The 18,008-nt window shown below is 43.1% G+C and carries 17 protein-coding genes and 1 riboswitch; of the genes, 2 read left to right on the forward strand and 15 right to left on the reverse strand.

The features are described from left to right. Positions 1 to 88: 88 nt before the first annotated feature. The 4 genes from M1D81_RS18145 to M1D81_RS18160 all read right to left on the reverse strand — a co-directional run bounded on the left by M1D81_RS18145 (position 89) and on the right by M1D81_RS18160 (position 5,588). Entirely contained in the window at positions 89 to 1,102 is a 1,014-nt protein-coding gene (locus M1D81_RS18145) for an ABC transporter permease (RefSeq protein WP_456266120.1), read from the reverse strand. After that, positions 1,099 to 2,595 (reverse strand): sugar ABC transporter ATP-binding protein, encoded by a 1,497-nt coding sequence (locus M1D81_RS18150; RefSeq protein WP_456266119.1) that lies wholly within the window; start codon positions 2,593 to 2,595, stop codon positions 1,099 to 1,101. The genes M1D81_RS18145 and M1D81_RS18150 overlap by 4 nt, the downstream gene beginning before the upstream one ends. A 69-nt stretch (positions 2,596 to 2,664) precedes the next feature. Further along, positions 2,665 to 3,783, reverse strand: a complete 1,119-nt coding sequence (locus M1D81_RS18155) for a sugar ABC transporter substrate-binding protein (RefSeq protein ID WP_456266118.1) — start codon at positions 3,781 to 3,783, stop codon at positions 2,665 to 2,667. Positions 3,784 to 3,953: 170 nt separating this feature from the next. Further along, positions 3,954 to 4,063, reverse strand: a riboswitch (SAM riboswitch). Between the two features lie 97 nt (positions 4,064 to 4,160). Next, positions 4,161 to 5,588: a right-handed parallel beta-helix repeat-containing protein gene (locus tag M1D81_RS18160; RefSeq protein WP_456266117.1), complete on the reverse strand. Its 1,428-nt coding sequence runs from the start codon at positions 5,586 to 5,588 to the stop codon at positions 4,161 to 4,163. A gap of 367 nt (positions 5,589 to 5,955) precedes the next feature. On the opposite strand from M1D81_RS18160, the gene M1D81_RS18165 reads away from it, so the two are divergent. Continuing rightward, positions 5,956 to 7,047 carry a branched-chain amino acid aminotransferase gene (locus tag M1D81_RS18165; protein WP_456266116.1) on the forward strand — a complete coding sequence of 364 codons (1,092 nt, stop codon included), beginning with the start codon at positions 5,956 to 5,958 and terminating at the stop codon, positions 7,045 to 7,047. 314 nt (positions 7,048 to 7,361) lie between these two features. Here the strand turns inward: M1D81_RS18165 and M1D81_RS18170 are convergent, their stop codons facing one another. The 11 genes from M1D81_RS18170 to sigY all read right to left on the reverse strand — a co-directional run bounded on the left by M1D81_RS18170 (position 7,362) and on the right by sigY (position 16,460). Continuing rightward, positions 7,362 to 7,760, reverse strand: a complete 399-nt coding sequence (locus M1D81_RS18170) for a hypothetical protein (RefSeq protein WP_456266115.1) — start codon at positions 7,758 to 7,760, stop codon at positions 7,362 to 7,364. 119 nt (positions 7,761 to 7,879) lie between these two features. Further along, the gene (locus M1D81_RS18175; protein ID WP_456266114.1) at positions 7,880 to 9,208 is read right to left on the reverse strand and encodes a 6-phospho-beta-glucosidase; all 1,329 of its coding nucleotides are present in this window, start codon (positions 9,206 to 9,208) and stop codon (positions 7,880 to 7,882) included. Beyond that, a complete protein-coding gene (locus M1D81_RS18180; RefSeq protein WP_456266113.1) occupies positions 9,205 to 9,531 on the reverse strand; it encodes a PTS lactose/cellobiose transporter subunit IIA in 327 nt (108 codons plus the stop codon). The genes M1D81_RS18175 and M1D81_RS18180 overlap by 4 nt, the downstream gene beginning before the upstream one ends. 26 nt (positions 9,532 to 9,557) lie before the next feature. Further along, positions 9,558 to 10,910 (reverse strand): PTS cellobiose transporter subunit IIC, encoded by a 1,353-nt coding sequence (gene celB / locus M1D81_RS18185; protein ID WP_456266112.1) that lies wholly within the window; start codon positions 10,908 to 10,910, stop codon positions 9,558 to 9,560. 14 nt (positions 10,911 to 10,924) lie between these two features. Continuing rightward, the gene (locus M1D81_RS18190; protein WP_024423869.1) at positions 10,925 to 11,230 is read right to left on the reverse strand and encodes a PTS sugar transporter subunit IIB; all 306 of its coding nucleotides are present in this window, start codon (positions 11,228 to 11,230) and stop codon (positions 10,925 to 10,927) included. Positions 11,231 to 11,352: 122 nt separating this feature from the next. Next, positions 11,353 to 13,296, reverse strand: a complete 1,944-nt coding sequence (locus tag M1D81_RS18195) for a BglG family transcription antiterminator (RefSeq protein ID WP_456266111.1) — start codon at positions 13,294 to 13,296, stop codon at positions 11,353 to 11,355. 235 nt (positions 13,297 to 13,531) lie between these two features. Then, positions 13,532 to 13,645, reverse strand: coding sequence for a hypothetical protein (locus M1D81_RS18200; RefSeq protein ID WP_223250414.1), 114 nt, complete (start codon positions 13,643 to 13,645; stop codon positions 13,532 to 13,534). Positions 13,646 to 13,727: 82 nt separating this feature from the next. Continuing rightward, positions 13,728 to 15,098 carry an NADP-specific glutamate dehydrogenase gene (gene gdhA, locus M1D81_RS18205; protein ID WP_456266110.1) on the reverse strand — a complete coding sequence of 457 codons (1,371 nt, stop codon included), beginning with the start codon at positions 15,096 to 15,098 and terminating at the stop codon, positions 13,728 to 13,730. A 311-nt stretch (positions 15,099 to 15,409) separates the two neighbouring features. Then, positions 15,410 to 15,622 (reverse strand): transcriptional regulator, encoded by a 213-nt coding sequence (locus tag M1D81_RS18210; RefSeq protein WP_456266109.1) that lies wholly within the window; start codon positions 15,620 to 15,622, stop codon positions 15,410 to 15,412. After that, complete coding sequence (locus M1D81_RS18215; protein WP_456266108.1) at positions 15,619 to 15,930, reverse strand: YxlC family protein; 312 nt, start codon at positions 15,928 to 15,930, stop codon at positions 15,619 to 15,621. The genes M1D81_RS18210 and M1D81_RS18215 overlap by 4 nt, the downstream gene beginning before the upstream one ends. Next, entirely contained in the window at positions 15,927 to 16,460 is a 534-nt protein-coding gene (sigY, locus tag M1D81_RS18220) for an RNA polymerase sigma factor SigY (RefSeq protein WP_456266107.1), read from the reverse strand. Before sigY ends, M1D81_RS18215 begins: the two co-directional genes overlap by 4 nt. A gap of 461 nt (positions 16,461 to 16,921) precedes the next feature. Here sigY and M1D81_RS18225 point away from each other — a divergent pair, with 461 nt between their 5' ends. Further along, positions 16,922 to 17,959, forward strand: coding sequence for a pectate lyase family protein (locus M1D81_RS18225; protein WP_456270887.1), 1,038 nt, complete (start codon positions 16,922 to 16,924; stop codon positions 17,957 to 17,959). The last annotated feature ends 49 nt before the right edge of the window (positions 17,960 to 18,008 follow it).

Consider the following 18,008-nt stretch of genomic DNA (forward strand, 5'->3'; position numbering starts at 1 on the left):
TTTGTCATCTCCTTTTGGAAACGGCAGCTGCACCGCTTTCCGTTTACTAGACGGAGAGAGGACTCGAATGGTTTTAAAAAATACGCAGTTAGCCTCGTTGTTTGTAATATGTCAGCGCCAGCGCAAGAGCCAGCACAGAGCCTTTCACAATATCCATTGCATAATAAGGGACAGACATCATCACAAGCCCGTTTTGTAAAATACCGATGAGTACAGCCCCGATAAAAGTGCCAAATGCGTTTGGCTTACCTGCTCCCATGACGGAAAAGCCGATAAAAGCAGCCGCTACTCCATCCATTAAATATGGTGCACCCGCATTAATTTCTGCTGTCATGACCCTTGAAGCCAGTACGATACCGCCGATCGCTGCAAATAAAGCAGAAAGCAGATAGGCCGCAATTTTGTATTTGTTCACATGTATGCCAGACAATCGAGCGGCTTCCTTATTCCCACCGATGATGTACATGAATCGGCCGTGCTTTGTGTAGGTCATGAAAACATGCGCAAATAGTACAATGGCAGCCATAATCAGAATGATATATGGCACCTGTCCAATTTTGTTGAAAAAGGCAGGAATCGTCCCCGTTGAGAACGTGCCATCGGGAAGCACCATATTTTCAGAAATAGTCGCCCCTTTCGTATACGTTTGAGCCAGCCCTTGAATGATAAACATCATGGCTAATGTCATGAGCATATCTGGAATTTTCATTTTGACGATCATCCATGCATTTAGCAAACCAACAATGATTGAAGCCGCTAGTGCAGAGAGAATTGCAATCAGTGGGTTTTGCGAGAACCATACGAACATAGAAATGACAATCGCATTTGATAGCGTAGCGACTGATCCAACTGATAAATCAAAGCCGTTTACTGCCAATGAGATAGTTAAACCTACCGCAATGATGGTCACTATCGAGATAGACCGTAGAATATTGATGATATTTCCTGATTGCAAAAATGCTGGATTCGATGCCGCAAATACCACAATTAACACGACAATGGTTAAGATCGTGCCATATTGATAAAAGAAATCAAACAGATGAAAGGATGGCCGCTGTTTTTTGATTTGCTGCACAGGGGCTGGAATTTGTTGTTCGCTCATGATTGTCCTCCTGTTGAATGATATAAAAGCTCCTCTTCAGTCGTCGGTGCAGTCATTTCCCGGGCAATGCTGCCATCATATAACACGTATACTCGGTCAGCGATACCTGCAATCTCTGACAGCTCACTCGACGCATAAATGACAGATTTTCCGCGGGCGGCAAGCTCTGCAATCAAAGTGAAAATATCTTTTTTCGCTCCAACGTCTACACCTTTGGTTGGTTCGTCAAAGAGATACACATCTGCCTCAGCCAGCAGCCATTTTCCGATAGCAACCTTTTGCTGATTTCCACCAGATAGGTGCTTCACCTTTGCTTCAAGCGACGGCGTTTTGACACCAAGCCGTTTGACGATGTCACCTGCTTCCCGCTTTTCCTTCGAACGATATAAGAAGCTGAATATCTGTGAAAATGAATGAAGACTTGCAGCCGTTAAGTTCCACCCCACGCTCTCTTCGGTCAGAATCCCTTCTTTTCTCCGCTCTTCAGGCACAAGGGCCATTCCAGCTCTCACAGCTTGATGAGGCGATGTGATACGGATGGTTTGACCATGTAGCTGCACGGTCCCCGTCTTTTTTTCTGAGGCACCGAAAAGGGCTTTGCATAATTCTGTTTTTCCAGCACCGACAAGTCCTGCGATCCCGAGAATTTCTCCTTTTTTGACATAAAAATGAATGTTGTTTAATTTTTGTTGATCGTTTAGTTCTTTCACTTCAAGCACAATTGGTGCATCTTTCAGTGGGCTGCGAGACGGGAACTGCTCCTCTAATGGTGCACCTAACATTTCTTCAATGACCTGCTGCGGATTTGTGTCTTTGACAAGATGAGCTGCGACATCCGATCCATTTCGCATCACAGTCAGTTCATCACAGATGGTGAAAATTTCAGGCATGCGGTGAGAGATAAACACGATCCCCGTCCCATTCTGTTTCAATCGATCAATCATTGAGAATAATTTACTTGTTTCTGCATGACTAAGCGGAGCCGTTGGTTCATCTAAGATTAAAATGCTGCATTTAATGGAAACGGCCTTGGCAATGAGCAGCATCTGTTTTTCGGCAAGGGTCAGATCGCTGACAGGTCGTTTTGTGGAGATGTCGATGTCCATTTCTTTTAATAGCTGAGCCGCCTTGCGATGCAGTTCTTTCCAACTGACAAATGTTTTTTTCTCAATCTCATGCATCATCATATTCTCACCAACAGTTAAGTAGGGAACAAGCGCCGTATCCACTTCTTGGTGGACCGTCTGCACACCATATGAGGATGCATCCTTTGGAGTTTGAATGGTTGCCGCCTGGCCATTGATGTGGATGGTTCCGTCGAAGTGCGCATGAGCGCCAGAAAGAACTTTCATTAACGTTGACTTCCCAGCACCATTTGCTCCAATCAGTGCATGGACCGTCCCTTTTTTTAATGTGAAATTCACTTGATCTAACGCTTTAACCCCTGGGAATTCAATTGAAATATTCTTCATACAAACAAGCGGCGCTGTCATAGGTGTCCTCCTTCTCTTGATATCATCTGAAAAACGAAACACCCTCTATGAAAAGAGAGTGCACGTCACTTATTTTGTATAATGCTTCTTCAAGGTCTTCATCCAATCTTCCTCAAAAGCAGTCGATGAACCGAATCCCTTCACTTCGTCTGCAAGATTAACCATGTTAATGGCTTTTCCTGCTTGCTGAAGCTGCTTTTGAGAAATGAGAGAGGCCTCAAGGTCATAGGAAGATGGTGTTTTCTCACCAGCTATTTTCTTCGCAAGAATCCTCACGTCGACTGCACCGATGAGCTTCGGATCAACCGCTGCTGTGTACTTCCACGGACTGTCCTTCGCTGTCATTTCTTGAAGATCCGCATTTGACACATCAATCCCATAAATCTTCACTTCTGTTCTTCCTGCTTCCTTTAACGCTCTTGCTGCCCCAATGGCAAAGGCATCCCATGTGGCAAAAATAGCGTCCAGCTTGCCCTTTGGATACTTATTCAGCATGGCCGCTACTGCATTTTGCGTTTGAACAGACGTATCAGAGGAGGCAATACCAAAGCGGTCAAGCTCCTTGATCCCTGAATGTTGTTTAAGCGTTTCTTGATAGACCTTGTTTCGTCTCACCATTGGCGGGAATCCATCTACCCAGAGGTACGCAATATTTGCTTTTCCTTTAAAATCAGACACGAGCGCATCTAATGATTTTTTGGCTAATTGTTCGTCATCTTGAGACGTCACTGTGACCCCTTTGATGTCCTTCAGCTTAGGATTCGAATCAAATGCTACAACTGGAATGCCTTTCGCTGTGATCTTTTTCACATCAGCGACTGTCGCCTCGTCGTCCCCGTGAGAGATGATAAAGCCATCATAATTTTCTTCCAGCGTCTGAGAGATGGCATCATGGAATTTCGCTGTATCACCATTTGCGGTGTAGACATCTACCGTAAAGCCGAGTGCTTCACCTTCCGCCTTGGTCCCAGCTAAAAATTGAGCCGTATGATCGTCTCCTCCAATTTTGCGGATGACTTTAATTTTTGCTCCCTGACCCTTTGCAAATCGCTTCGGTACATTGTCAAAGGACACCTTTTCGTTCGTATTTGCCTTTGAGCCTGCACTTGATCCGGTGCCGCATCCAGTTAATAGGACGGTCAATGCCGTTAATAAGACAAGAAATGATGTAAAATGCTTACGTTTCATTGCTGTTCCTCCTCGAGTTGTTTTGATTTTTCACATCGGAAAACTAGGTAAAAAAGTGGAAATACGCCTGTAAAACAGGCATTTGATTCGAAAAAGAGACGAAGAAAAGCCTCTCTTGGAAAGAGAGGCTTGATCACCGCTGCATGAAACATGTATCGGGAAGTCTTCCTCTCTTATCTGTCAAAGCTGTAACAGCTTTGCAGGAATTAGCACCAATTTCTAAAATAGAAACGGTTGCTGGGCGTCATAGGGCCAGTCCCTCTGCCTCTCTTGATAAGAGATCCGTTATGAAATTTGTTTTCGTTGAAATGTCTTCTTTACTTTAATGTGATGTCACATCAATGTCAATGACTTTTTTGAAAATTTCTAAAATAACATCAGCTTCCGATGATTTTCTTCGCAGGTGATGATTTCTTCAGACGGAAATCATATTTTTTCTCATTCACAAATTGTGGGTTGAGATGTGCTGATCCTTTATCTTGACCGCTTTTAGAGAGATACGTTTTGTAGCCTTCCAACCATTTCCCGCGCCAAATCCACTGTGATGCTTTCGCACCTTTGCGGTCATCATAAACGTTCTTCTGGAAGGTATTCTTTTGGTTCACTTGATAAAGATTCACGACCAAGTAATGCGAGGCACTAGCTGACATGATATTATTCGTGATTCGATTGTTCACTGCTTGATACTGCATTAGCAATTGACCGCCTTCTAAGCCGGCTGTGTCATTTTTGTACAAAATATTATGTGAAATCGTCGTATTGGTTGTACCGCCCCGCTTCTTATCATAGCCGCCAATAGAAATGCCTGTATAACGGTTTAAATATACTTGATTGTGTTCGATGCGGATGCGGTCCGCCATTTTCCCTTTATGTTCGCTTGTGACTTCAATCCCCAGATCATTGTGATGTGAGATGTTATGATCGATCACAATGTCTTTTCCGCCATCAACATAAATTCCGCCAGCGGAGATGTCGCTGCCATAGGCTGGGTTCCCTGCACTCGTAATCTCATATACTTTGTTTTTAGAGACGACACCATTTCTCACTTGATCATACTTTTTAGAGGGTGCTACGTTCTCAAAACCAATTAAATCAATGCCAATATTATCAGTGTGCCGGATCGTGTTATGTGTCACACGGAACTTTTTGACGTTTCCATTTAGCACAAGCGCTTCACTGAAGCCCAGTTTTAGTTTTTCAACAGTATTTCCTTTGATTTCAATGTCTTCAATCGCTGCAGGAGCTTTTGTCCCATAGACAGCAATTCCATGTGCATTTCCATTTTTATGTTTCGTCTGAATGTCATACACTCGGTTATTAAGCAGTTTAACGCCTTTGCCGCTTCCTTTGATGAAAATACCAACTGGTGTCAAATCTTCTTTATTCGTCTTAAGATGTCCTACAGTCAAGCCTTTGAGGGTGATGTAGCTCTTTTGGTCGATCGTGACAAGACCTCCATCGGCTTGATTTCCTTTAAGGGAAGCCCCGCTAATCACAGGTTTTTCTTTTCCGTAAGCTTGAAAGACAACGGGTGCTTTCTTTGTTCCTGAATGGCGGACCATCAATTTTTCTTTGTATGTACCGCCTCTCATGTAAATGGTTGTCCCAGCCTTCGCCATACTTGCTGCTTTTTTCAGCGTGCGGAAAGGTTTTTGCTTTGTTCCCGGGTTTTTGTCGCTTCCGTTTACCGCTACGTAATAGGCTGTGCTTTGCTTAGCGCCAGCCTCATCTGTCATCGCCTGACAGCCGAAGCTGATCATGGTCATGAATAAAATGAGTAAAATACCTGGTATCGCTCGTTTCATCTTGTTGTTGCTCCTTTCTCTTCTCTTCTTCCTTTATCGGTTAAAAAAAAGAGGATTAAAATATGATGATGTCCCTTGCAATGTACTAGTCAAAAGGTGTATGGTTGAAAGAATATCTTACAGGAAAACCACACGTTTTTAAATTGTCAGATTAATCAGTTAATAATGCATTAGGATTTTATTTCTTTTTTAAAAAGGGGTGACAGGAGGGAAACTGACAGCAGAGAGTAGGAAAGCGCTTTAACAGATTTTTCTTGTCTGAATTCCAGAAAACCTATTGCTAATATTTTGTGAAGGTATAGAATAGAATCATAATTATTTCATATTATTAGAATTTTCAAATAATCAAACAGCAAGGAGATTTACAATGCCAAAACAACCCATCCGCGTTGAACTTAGTTCAACAAAAAAACCAAAACCTCAATCTGATCAACTTGAATTCGGAAAAATCTTCACAGATCACATGTTTGTGATGGATTATTCAGTTGATAAAGGCTGGTACGATCCAAGAATTATCCCTTATCAGGCCATTCCAATGGACCCAGCTTCGATGGTTTACCATTATGGTCAATCTGTTTTTGAAGGCTTGAAAGCTTATGTTTCTGAGGATCAAAAAATTCTCTTATTCCGTCCGGAAAAAAACATGGAGCGCTTAAACAGATCCAATGACCGCCTGTGTATTCCGCAAATTGATACAGAAACAGTATTAGAGGGCTTAAATGAACTCATTCGTATTGATAAGGATTGGGTACCTGATGCAGAGGGCACTTCCTTGTATATTCGTCCATTCATTATTTCCACTGAGCCGTATTTAGGCGTTGCACCGTCTAGTACGTATAAGCTGCTCATTATCTTATCTCCAGTGGGATCATACTATAAAGAAGGCATTCATCCGGTCAAAATTGCAGTTGAAAATGAGTTTGTCCGCGCCGTTAAGGGTGGAACAGGAAATGCCAAAACAGCTGGAAACTATGCCTCAAGCCTTAAAGCACAGCAAGTTGCTGAAACGAAAGGATTTTCACAAGTTCTTTGGCTTGATGGGATCGAGAAGAAATACATTGAAGAAGTCGGCAGCATGAATATCTTCTTTAAAATCAATGGAGAAATCGTGACGCCTGAATTGAACGGCAGCATTTTAGAAGGCATCACACGTAACTCGGTAATTGAGCTGTTAAAGCATTGGGGAATTCCAGTAACAGAGCGCAAAATTTCAATTAATGAGTTAATTGAAGCACATCAATCTGGCGAGCTCGAAGAAATTTTCGGGACCGGAACAGCGGCCGTGATCTCTCCTGTCGGGGAATTAATTTATCATGATCAGCCATATGTGATCCAAAATGGTCAAACAGGCGAAGTATCCAAGAAATTGTATGAAGCCATTACTGGCATCCAAAAAGGGACACAGCCAGACATCTTCGGCTGGACAGTTGAAGTTGGCTCAGTCGTCAAACAAGCATAAGCATGTAAAAGAACCTTTCAATCATGAAGGGTTCTTTTTTGTTTATTTACCTTTCCTTCATCCCTTATAATGGTAAATACACATGAATAAGGAGAGTGATGGTATGTTTTTTACTTATCTACTAGCATTCTTTGGGATCTGCATCGGACCCGATGATCGTCGCTACTGGTTTCGACGATTCACCGTTCCTCACCCGGTTTCTATTTAAGGCGCTTGAGCTTTCTATCCTTGCTCTTTCCATTACTTTTGTGAAGGTCAGACGAAAGAAGTTACAGAAACAAAAGGCGAAATAGACTTAGTTGACCTGCTTCCCATCAAATCGTGCACCAAAACAAGACCGACACCCCAACAATCGCCCCTGTGTATATCCACTGTTTCCATTTGATGCTCCGCTTTCTTTCGATCAGTAAAAAGATCTCTGGCAAAAAGATGATGATGATTTCTAAGATAAAGACAAGATAATAAACAAGCGGCATTGGCTGGAAATCAAATTTTCTTGCATCTCCTCCAATCGTTGCGAAATACATCAACAGGTTAGTGACTGGAATGGTAAAACAAACGAGCAGGCGGAGAACATAGATCCACACATATTCTTTATGCCGAATGAGGCCAACAAATGAAGCAATAAGACCATACAAAAACAAGATCACTGTACCATAACTCATGACAGGCTGTACGACAAACCCGTAAAACATTAAACCAATTGCAACCATATTCCAACAGTCCTTTCTTTGAAACCATACATGCTGTTTTTTCTAATCATACACTTCTTTCTCCAGTTTCCATATGGGGCAATCATAAAAAATGACCCCATTAAAGGGGCCATTATGTGTTAAGCTTTGACTGATTTGAAGAATTGCGGTAAATGCTCACGATGCGCTTCGAGCATTTCGTCTAAAATTTGCTTTGCAATGTCGTCAGATGGGACGAGCGGGTTGATGGTCATTGCCACAAGAGCTGTCTCGTAATCTCCAGTCACAGCCGCTTCTGCTGCCACACGCTCGAATGATTTGATTTGTTGAACGAGTCCTCTTACTGCTACAGGCAGATCACCTATCGCGATTGGTTTTGGTCCGTCCTTTGTAATGATACAGTTTACTTCAACCGCTGATTCAGCCGGAATGCTGGCAATCGCCCCTCTGTTCACTGTATTGACTGGTTGAATGTCGTGCTTATCATTATAGATGGAGCTGATTAAGTTACAAGCCGCATCGCTGTAATAGGCCCCGCCTCTTTTTTCGAGCTGCGGTGGTTTAATCGACAAATCAGGATCTTTATAAAGCTCAAATAACTCCTGCTCGACCTGCTGTACAACCTCTGCTCGTGTTCCTTTCTCTTGAGCCGCCTTTTGCTCTTCTTCCAGCATATCTTTCGTTTTATAGTAATAGCGGTGATACGGACATGGGATGACCCCTAATCCTTTCACAAAAGAAGGCTCCCAGTTTTTCGCTTCAATGTTTCTCATGGACCACTGGCTGTTCGGATTTCCTAGCTCATCAAGCACTTGATCCATAATGCTGACCCCGTCTAAATATACGTCTAATCCATAGACCATGTGATTGAGACCGGCAAACTGTACCTCGATGCGTTCAACGTCCACATCAAGCGCTTTGGCAATCCCCATTTTGATCCCAATCGGCACATTGCATAGGCCGACTACTTTTTTTAGATTCGTGTAGCGTAAAACAGCTTCTGTGACCATACCGGCTGGATTTGTAAAGTTCACAAGCCATGCGTCTGGACAAAGCTCTTCCATATCCTTCACAATGTCTAAAATGACCGGGATGGTCCGAAGGCCTTTAAATAAACCGCCTGGTCCGTTCGTTTCCTGACCGATGACGCCGTATTTAAGCGGTATTCTCTCATCCTTTGCCCGTGCTTCCAGCAGTCCTACACGAAATTGTGTCGTCACAAAATCTGCGTCCTTCAAGGCTTCCCGGCGGTCAAGAGTCAGGTGTACCTCAATCGGCAGACCCGCTTTTTCAACCATACGTTTCGCCAGAGCGCCTACGATGTTTAACTTTTCCTGACCCGCTTCAATATCCACAAGCCATAATTCTTTTACAGGCAATTCTTGATATCGTTTAATAAACCCTTCGACGAGCTCAGGCGTATAACTCGATCCACCGCCTATTGTGACAATTTTGATTCCTTCTTTCATGAATTGACACCTCCGAGTTGCTTCATTTTTTCATGGAGTTCGATGATTTCTGCTGCGAGCTCCTTGACGGTCATTGCGTTCATAAGATGATCCTGCGCATGAATCATTAAGAGGCTAATATCCGTCTTTTCGCCCCTGATTTCTCCTTGGATCAGCTCTGTCTGTGCGTGATGCGCCTCATTTAACGCGTCTTGTGCGTCCTGCAATTTTAGCTTCGCCTCATCAAAATTACCTTGTTTTGCACATGTAATGGCCTCCATCGCGGAGCTTCTGCCATTTCCGCCGTGCAGGATGAGTTGAAACACAATTTGTTCCATTTCCATCGGCCGCATCCCCCTTGTTCCCTCTATTACATGCTGACGACATTTTCATCAGTTGATGCTTTTGTTTCTAGCTCACTTTCTTCTTTCAATTTCTGCTTATCCCACATTCTAAAGAATGGGTAGTATAGAGCAAATGACAGCGCAAGGTTAATCAGCTGCATGACAGCACCAGAGATTTTACCTCCTGTGGCGAGATAGCCTGAAATGATTGGCGGCATGGTCCATGGGACAGCAATCCCGGCCGGTTTTGCCACAAGCCCTGTGCTCATTCCGATATATGTGGTGATGATCATCATGATTGGCGTAAGGATAAATGGAATGAGAAGCATTGGGTTCATGACAATCGGCATTCCAAAAATGATCGGTTCGTTGATGTTAAAGATGGCTGGCCCAATGGCAAGGCGGCCAAGCTGTTTCATTTGTTTACTTCTGGCACGTAAGATCATGCTCAGCACCAAAGCAAGCGTTGCGCCGCTTCCGCCGACGTTAATGAAGATTTCAAAGAACTGCGCTGTGAAAATATTCGGCAGCACTTCTCCTGCTTGGAATGCAAGACGGTTCTCATCCATTGCACCGAGCCAAATTGGCCCCATGACGCCGCCGACAATGGTTGCTCCGTGAATACCACATGCCCAGAGGAGCATTTGCACACCCATCGCGACGATACTGCCGCCTAAGCTGCCACCAAGAATTGATAGCGGTGTGCCAATTAAGACCGTGATGATATTATGAATACTCTCAAAAGGTGTCATCTCAATCACAAGTCTAGCGACCCAGATCAGTGTGATGACCACAAAACCTGGAATAAGTGCAATAAACGATTTACTGACTGCTGGCGGTACACCATCAGGCATTTTAATAACGATGTTCCGCTGTACAATGAAGCGGTAAATTTCGGTTGAAAGCATGGCAATAATCATGGCAACGAATAAACCTTTACTGCCCATCAGTGTGATAGGAATTCCCCCGCCTACTAGGATAGCTTCTGTTGAGCCTTCAGGTGTGAAAGGTACTTGATATGGTGTAGCCAAAAGGAAAGCCGCAACAGCGATCGCACCAGATGATAGTGCATCAACGGCATACTTTTCAGCAAGCCTGTAAGCAATCCCGAAGGTTGCAACAAGTGCCATAATGTCAAAGGTTGCATTCACAGGATAGGATAGTTTCGTGGCCCATTCTGCTCCGAAGATACTTGCCATAAAATCACTGTATCCTGGGATCGGAAGGTTGGCTAAAATGAGAAACAGTGAACCGACAATAATGAGAGGCATGGTTAAAACAATTCCGTCACGCAATGCTTGTAAATGTCTTTGAGCGGCAATCTTCCCTGCAAACGGCATGACCTTCTCTTCTAGAAATCGGTTGAATCCATTCTTCATCCCCTCCGCCCCCTTTATCCGTTCACTAACTGTTCAGCAGATTTTAAAACCTCAGCGCCATTACATACGCCATAATGCACAGTATTAATCACGTCTACTGGGATTCCTTTTTCTTCTCCGAGCTTTTTCATTTGTGGTAATAAATATCGAACCTGGGGTCCTAGTAAAAGCACATCGGCTTGATCAATATGATTTTTCGCAGAATCTCCTGATACTGCCCAAATACGATATTCTTTTCCTTGTTCTTGTGCGCTTTTCTCCATTTTTGTGACAAGTAAGCTTGTAGACATACCTGCTGCGCAAACCAATAAGATGTTCATGTGTAAACGCCCCCTTTTCAAAGTGTGAAGCTATTCTTTACACATTCATCATATTATGAAACCGCTTTCATAAACACCCATACTTTTTCCTTTAGGAAGCGGAAAAAGTTAATATCACACAGTTAGTTCTTGTACGAAGGAGCCTTTTTATACATGATTTCAAGCATGTCTTCAAATGTATCACAGGCGATCAGATACTGAATGAATTTCACATTATGCACAAGCTCCCCCAGCAGGCGGTACATGCCTTTTAAATCTTTGGCATTCTCTTTTTCGACACAAAGCAGACAGACAAATTGAACCTTTTTCTCTCCCCAAATGATTGGTTTTTCTAATGTACATATTGCCCAAAACGTCTCATCTGTCAGCGGCGTCATCGGGTGCGGAATCGCTGTATAATGTCCAAAAGAGGTAGGGGCGGCCTCTTCTCTTTCCATGACAGATGGTGTGAGCTCAGCTGGCGCTAAGCCCATATCGATGACTTTTTGCGTTAAAAAGGTGATGACCTCTTCCTTTGTGTGAAAAGCTCGTTTTGTAAAAACCAATTCCTTTTTCATATATTGAGAGGCCAATGTCACCCTTGTTTCACTCGTCAGGGCTTCTTCAATTTTTAAAAAATCACCGCCTCCCAAAATGGTGTTCACTTGAATGACTGGAACCGGTAAATTCATATGAATTGGGATCGTTGTAATAATCAAATCCAGGGCATGCAAAGAGACATGCGGAAGCGAATATAGCTCTGCTGTTCCTAAAATGGTCAGCTTTGACCCAAATTGTGACCGCAAACGATCCTGCAGCAGCCTTGCACTCCCTGCACCAGACGCACAGACAATGAGACACTGCTTCGGCGGGATCTCCATTTTCCTCCGCTCTAAAGCCGCACCAAAATGAAGCGCCATATATCCGATTTCATTCTCATGAATACTCAGCCCCTCCTCTTCTTCAAGGACCCTGCTGGCGATAATCCCCGCTTCAAAAGCAAGGGGATACCCCGCTTTTATTTCATCAAGCATCGGATTTCTTAAGTTCATTCCATATTTACATCGGTTGATGGCAGGCTTTAAGTGCAGACTCAATCCAATCATTAGTTCCGTATCACCGGCTAAATCAAGCTGCAGTTTTTGATCAATGGCCTTCAGCATAAGCTGTACAAGCCGGCTCGTGTCATCATCGACAATTTGTTTTTGACCGCTCGAGGAAAAGGAGTGTACCATTTTGGCTGTTCCTAGCAAATGAATGGTGATATAGACGATTTCCTCTTGTGGAAATGAGACATCCAGCAGCCCTTCAAGACGCTCCACCATTTTTTTAGCGACCTGATATTCCTTTGCCCGCGGAATTTCGCTGATTTCCTCTGGAAGAACAGAAACATAGTTTCCGTGTCTAATTCGTTTGCAGGCAATGGCGACATGAACGATTAAATTATTCATGCAAATGTCTGATAGATTCATACCTTCCTCATTGATATAATTGATCATTGTTTTCTGAATCAATTCGAGTTCATGCTTTGGTAAAATGGTAACAGCTGTGTTCAGCAAGGTTTGATAAGAACGACGTTCATTGAATAAATATTCTGACATACAATAACGGATTTTCATCTCTGATCCCTTGATTCGGCAGCCTTTGCCCGGCTTCGCTTCCAGCTTCAGATCAAAGGGCTCCAGCTTACGTTTGACCGATTTCACATCGTTGCTCATCGTTGATTTACTAATAAACAGCTGCTCCTGTAAATCCTCCAGCTTCACATAGGATTCTGCCAAAAGAAGCCTTTTTAAAATAAACCGAACACGCTCCTCTGGCAGCACAGCAAGCGGCTCTTCCTGCTCGACCTCCTCCTTCATAAAACGGCGAAAGGCATTCTCATCGTTGATCAACAGCTCATAACCAGCACCTCTAACAGCGGTTACTGCTGCTTGATAAGGGGCAAGACGGTCGTTCAATTCCTTTATGTCTGTACGAATGGTGCGGCTTGTCACTTGTAAACTGGCAGAAAGTGCAGCGCTTGTGAGCGGGGTCTCAGCTGCCATGAGCTGACTTAAGATGTGCGCCAGTCTTTTACTCAGCATCAGATCGGCCTCCTTATGTAGGGGTGGAGAATCTGCTTTGTCTGGACAGGTTGTAAGCGCTTGCAGTTCTCTTCATTACTCATATTCTACTGAAAAGAAATAAAAATTGCCAACTCATTTATATGACAAATGCCCCTATTTATACAACTACCATATCTAATGTCCTATGGATCATTCGATTCTATTATTTTTTCTTACAATACAGGATCTGGATGTTTGCATAAAAAAAGCCGGATTATCCGGCTGATACGTTACGACGTTTAGATGCTTTTCGCTCTTTATATATTTTTCTCACCACTGGATAAATCACAGGTGCCCATTTGACAATTTGTTTCAGCCATTTTTTCATTTCTCCCGCGCCTCCTTATTGTCATTCTTAAAGGACGATTCCCCATCTTGTCATGAAATAAACAGGTGCGGGAGAGCAGGAGTTAAATCACGCCTTGTGCGATCATGGCATCTGCCACCTTACGAAATCCTGCAATATTTGCTCCAACCATGATGTTTCCTGAGTGTCCATATTCATCTGCTGTCTCTATACACTGACGATAAATAGACTGCATCATTTGTTTCAGCTGAGCATCTACTTCTTCAAATGTCCAAGATATTCTTGCACTGTTTTGTGCCATTTCCAATGCTGATACACCTACTCCGCCAGCATTGGCCGCTTTTGCCGGCGCAAACAAAATACGATTCTCTTCAAATACTTTGACCGCCTTAAGAGTGGATGGCATATTGGCACCTTCTCCTACAGCGATGACACCATTTGCCACAAGCTGCTGTGCATGTGCCTCTGATATTTCATTTTGTGTTGCACATGGCAGCGCAATATCACAAGGAACGGACCAAATCTGTTCGCAATCTTCAATTAATTCAGCATGCGGGTGAATGTCTATGTATGCCCCAATCCGCTGATTCTCGACTTCCTTGAGCTGCTTGATCGTCTCAAGCGAAATCCCTTGAGGATCATAAATCGCTCCGCTTGAATCACTGCAAGCCACAACCTTACCGCCTAATTCGATTACCTTTTCCATTGCATAAATAGACACATTTCCTGAGCCCGACACAACAACGGAACGTCCTTCAAATTGAAGCCCATGTGCTTTCAGCATTTCCTCCATGAAGTACACCAGTCCGTAGCCTGTTGCCTCTTTTCTCGCTAAGCTGCCTCCGAATCCAGGGCTTTTCCCCGTGAGTACACCCGCTTCATAAGCACCGCGCATTTTCTTGTACTGTCCGAACATATAGCCAATTTCGCGTGCTCCTACACCAATATCACCTGCTGGCACATCTTGATCAGGTCCAATATACCGGCCGAGTTCACTCATAAAACTTTGAACGAAACGCATGATTTCTCCATCAGACTTCCCTTTAGGATCAAAATCCGATCCGCCTTTCCCTCCGCCAATCGGCATACCAGTCAGTGCATTTTTAAAGATTTGTTCAAACCCTAAAAATTTGATAATGCTTGCATTAACGGTTGGATGAAAGCGAATGCCTCCTTTATAAGGACCGATGGCACTATTGAATTGAACCCTAAATCCTCGATTGACTTGTACTTTGCCCTCATCGTCTACCCATGGCACTCGAAATACCACAAGCCGCTCGGGCTCAATGAGCCGTTCTAAAATGCCTTGTTTTTCATACTCTGGATGCTTTGCAAAAACTGGGACGAGTGATTCCAGAATTTCTTTTACGGCTTGCTGGAATTCCTCTTCTCCGGGATTTCGTTTTTCCACCTCTTCTAACACACGGTGGATGTAGCTTTGTGCTGTTTGTGCTGCTCGATCTAAGGTCAACATGTCGCATCTGCCTCCTTGTAGATATCTTCACACATTTAATTGTTAGATTTTCTAACGCATATTGAGACTAATTTAACACCAATTGTAAAATCTGATCAATATTGATAACAGATGAAAATGATGCCGAATTGAGATAGATCAAGCAGCCGCAGTGATTGTCATTAAAAATAAGCGCTCAAGGAATGACTAATGTGCTAGAAACGAACAAGCGAATGTTTCTCATCCCGTTTTCTTTGACAAATACATGAATCATGATGAATTTCTAGCTCGTTTCCCAACGAAAAAAGGGTCAAAAGTTTGATCGGATACGCTTAATCTTTTCGGGGCCTCCCGCCTCTTTTTCGATCAGGTAACACGACACAAAGCCAATATAAAATAGAAGACGATGGAAAGTTAATGAGACCGACAATTCCCCAGAACCACTTGTAACGCCCTCTTTTCTTTGCATCCATAAATAAAAGAAAGCCCTGTGCAAACAATAATGGCAAGACGCACAATAAGATGATCATTTCCGTCTGACTCATAAGGAAGACCCCCCTTTGATATGTTGATATTCCTTGCAGCCAACAATAAAGCAGATGGGGACGCTCACTATTTGGAGAACAATGAAGATGATAGGCAAATGGGTAATGGCAGCTGCAAACAGTGCCAAAATAGTCAAACTGATCAAAACGTATGCCAGCACTTCTTGTTTAAAACGCCTTTTCTCTTGTTCTTTCGCCTGTTTCAGCATCATCATGACAGCCTGCTCGCTTGGCTTTTCCACTTCAATTTGTTCGTCTAGCTGCTTGAGCTCTTCTTTTAAACGTTCGGTCAAACGATCTTCCTTCATAAATCCCACTCCTTTCGAATTTTCTTTAATCCATGATGCACCCTCGATTTCACAGTGCCTTCTCTCATTCCGAGCATTGAAGCCATTTCTGGGTAGGTAAAGCCATAATAATAGTGCAGAATAATCGGTGCTCTCTCCTGAGCCTTTAATTCATTTAAAGCATCCCACATGTCATGCCATGTGTTCCCCTTTTGCTGAACGTCCCATTTAAAGCGGCGTATGGCTTCCTGATTCGCTTTTCCTTCTCTCATTTGTTCACGATTTCTTTTCTTCTGGTGATCTAAAAATTGCCTAGATGCAATCGAAATGAGCCAGGTTGAAAATAAGGCATCTCCTCTAAATGAAGAAAGTTTCATATACGCTTTCAGCATCGTTTCTTGCATGATTTCCTCTGCCAGCTCTTGTTGAAGGGTCAGCTTCAACATATATCGATAAAGAAAGGAATAATGATGCCGATAAAGGGCTGTAAACGCGGCATCATCTCCCTGTTTTGCCCGCTGAATCAATAATGTCTCTTCTGTCTGCTCCAAACACGCCCCTCCTTCCTTTTCTTCTCTTACTCATGAGACGACACGGATGACAATATCGTTTAAAATAGACATTATTTTTTAGCCTATCTACTATGATTCTCGCTTTATATCCAATTTTTTCTTATGTAATGATTATGGCATTCCTTTTTCTCTAACAAAATGACGCGTTTATAATCATCTTGATTTTCTACCAAACGGAGAGCCTCCTCTCCATAATCAAGATGTCATCCTCATACCTATCGACAATGGTCCTTATCTCATGAAGATGATAATGAAATAATCATTGGCTTAGCTTCCTAGAAAATCATGGAATACGCTGCGCCTATCCTTAGCCGATGATACCTTTTTGCATGCTATGCTCATCCTACATTCCGAAAGAAGCGATGCTTGTGAAGGAAGGAGGATTGGTTGAATCACAGCTTATTTTGGAAACGTTTTCATTAAAATAAAATAGAATGGAGATGTTGAGTTTGAAGAGAAAAGTTCCAATGTTAGCCGGTGTATTAGCTGTTGGTCTCGTCACTTCATTATTTGCACCAAACGGGGAGGCAAAGGCAGCAGCCAAATATCCAGAAAGCCCTTCTATTATGGCCAACTTTAATCAACAAGGTTTCTCCACATTAAATGGCGGCACAACAGGCGGTGAAGGCGGTAAAACCGTCACAGTCAAAACTGGAAATGAACTATTGGCTGCCCTCAAAAATAAAGGAACAAACGAAAAATTAAAAATTGTTGTAGACGGGACGATTACCCCCTCTAATACATCAGCCAATAAAATCGATGTGAAAGATACAAATAATGTCTCGATCGTCGGTAAAGGGACGAATGGCGAATTGAATGGGATTGGCATTAAAGTATGGCGTGCCAATAACATCATCATCCGCAACTTGAAAATCCACCACAGCAAAATCGGTGACAAAGATGCCATCGGGATTGAAGGCGCTTCTAAAAACATATGGGTCGATCATAATGAACTGTACAACACATTGAATTCCGGGAAGGATGACTACGACGGTTTATTTGATGTAAAAAATGACTCTGACTACATTACCTTCTCGTGGAACTATGTACATGACAGCTGGAAAACAATGCTCATGGGCAGCTCCGATAACGACAACTACAACCGAAAAATCACATTCCACAACAACCGTTTTGAAAATCTGAACTCTCGTGTACCGTCTATGCGCTTCGGGGAAGGACATGTCTATAACAACTATTATAAAGGCATCCTGACAACTGCCATTAACTCACGTATGGGCGCGAAAATGAGAATTGAACACAACGTATTTGAAAACACCAAAAATGCGATCGGCAGCTGGGACAGCCGTCAAGTTGGCACATGGCATGTCATCAACAACTCGTATATTAACAGCACAGGCAGTCTGCCAACGTCTTCAACAGGTACGTATAACCCTCCTTATAACTACTCTTTGCTTAACGTGAACAATGTGAAATCAGAAGTGATATCAAATGCAGGTGTTGGGAAAGTAAACCCTTAAACCACAAAACGTTCGGGCAGAGATTTCCTGTCCGAACGTTCTTGTCATT

This window comes from Bacillus sp. JZ105 (assembly GCF_053903125.1).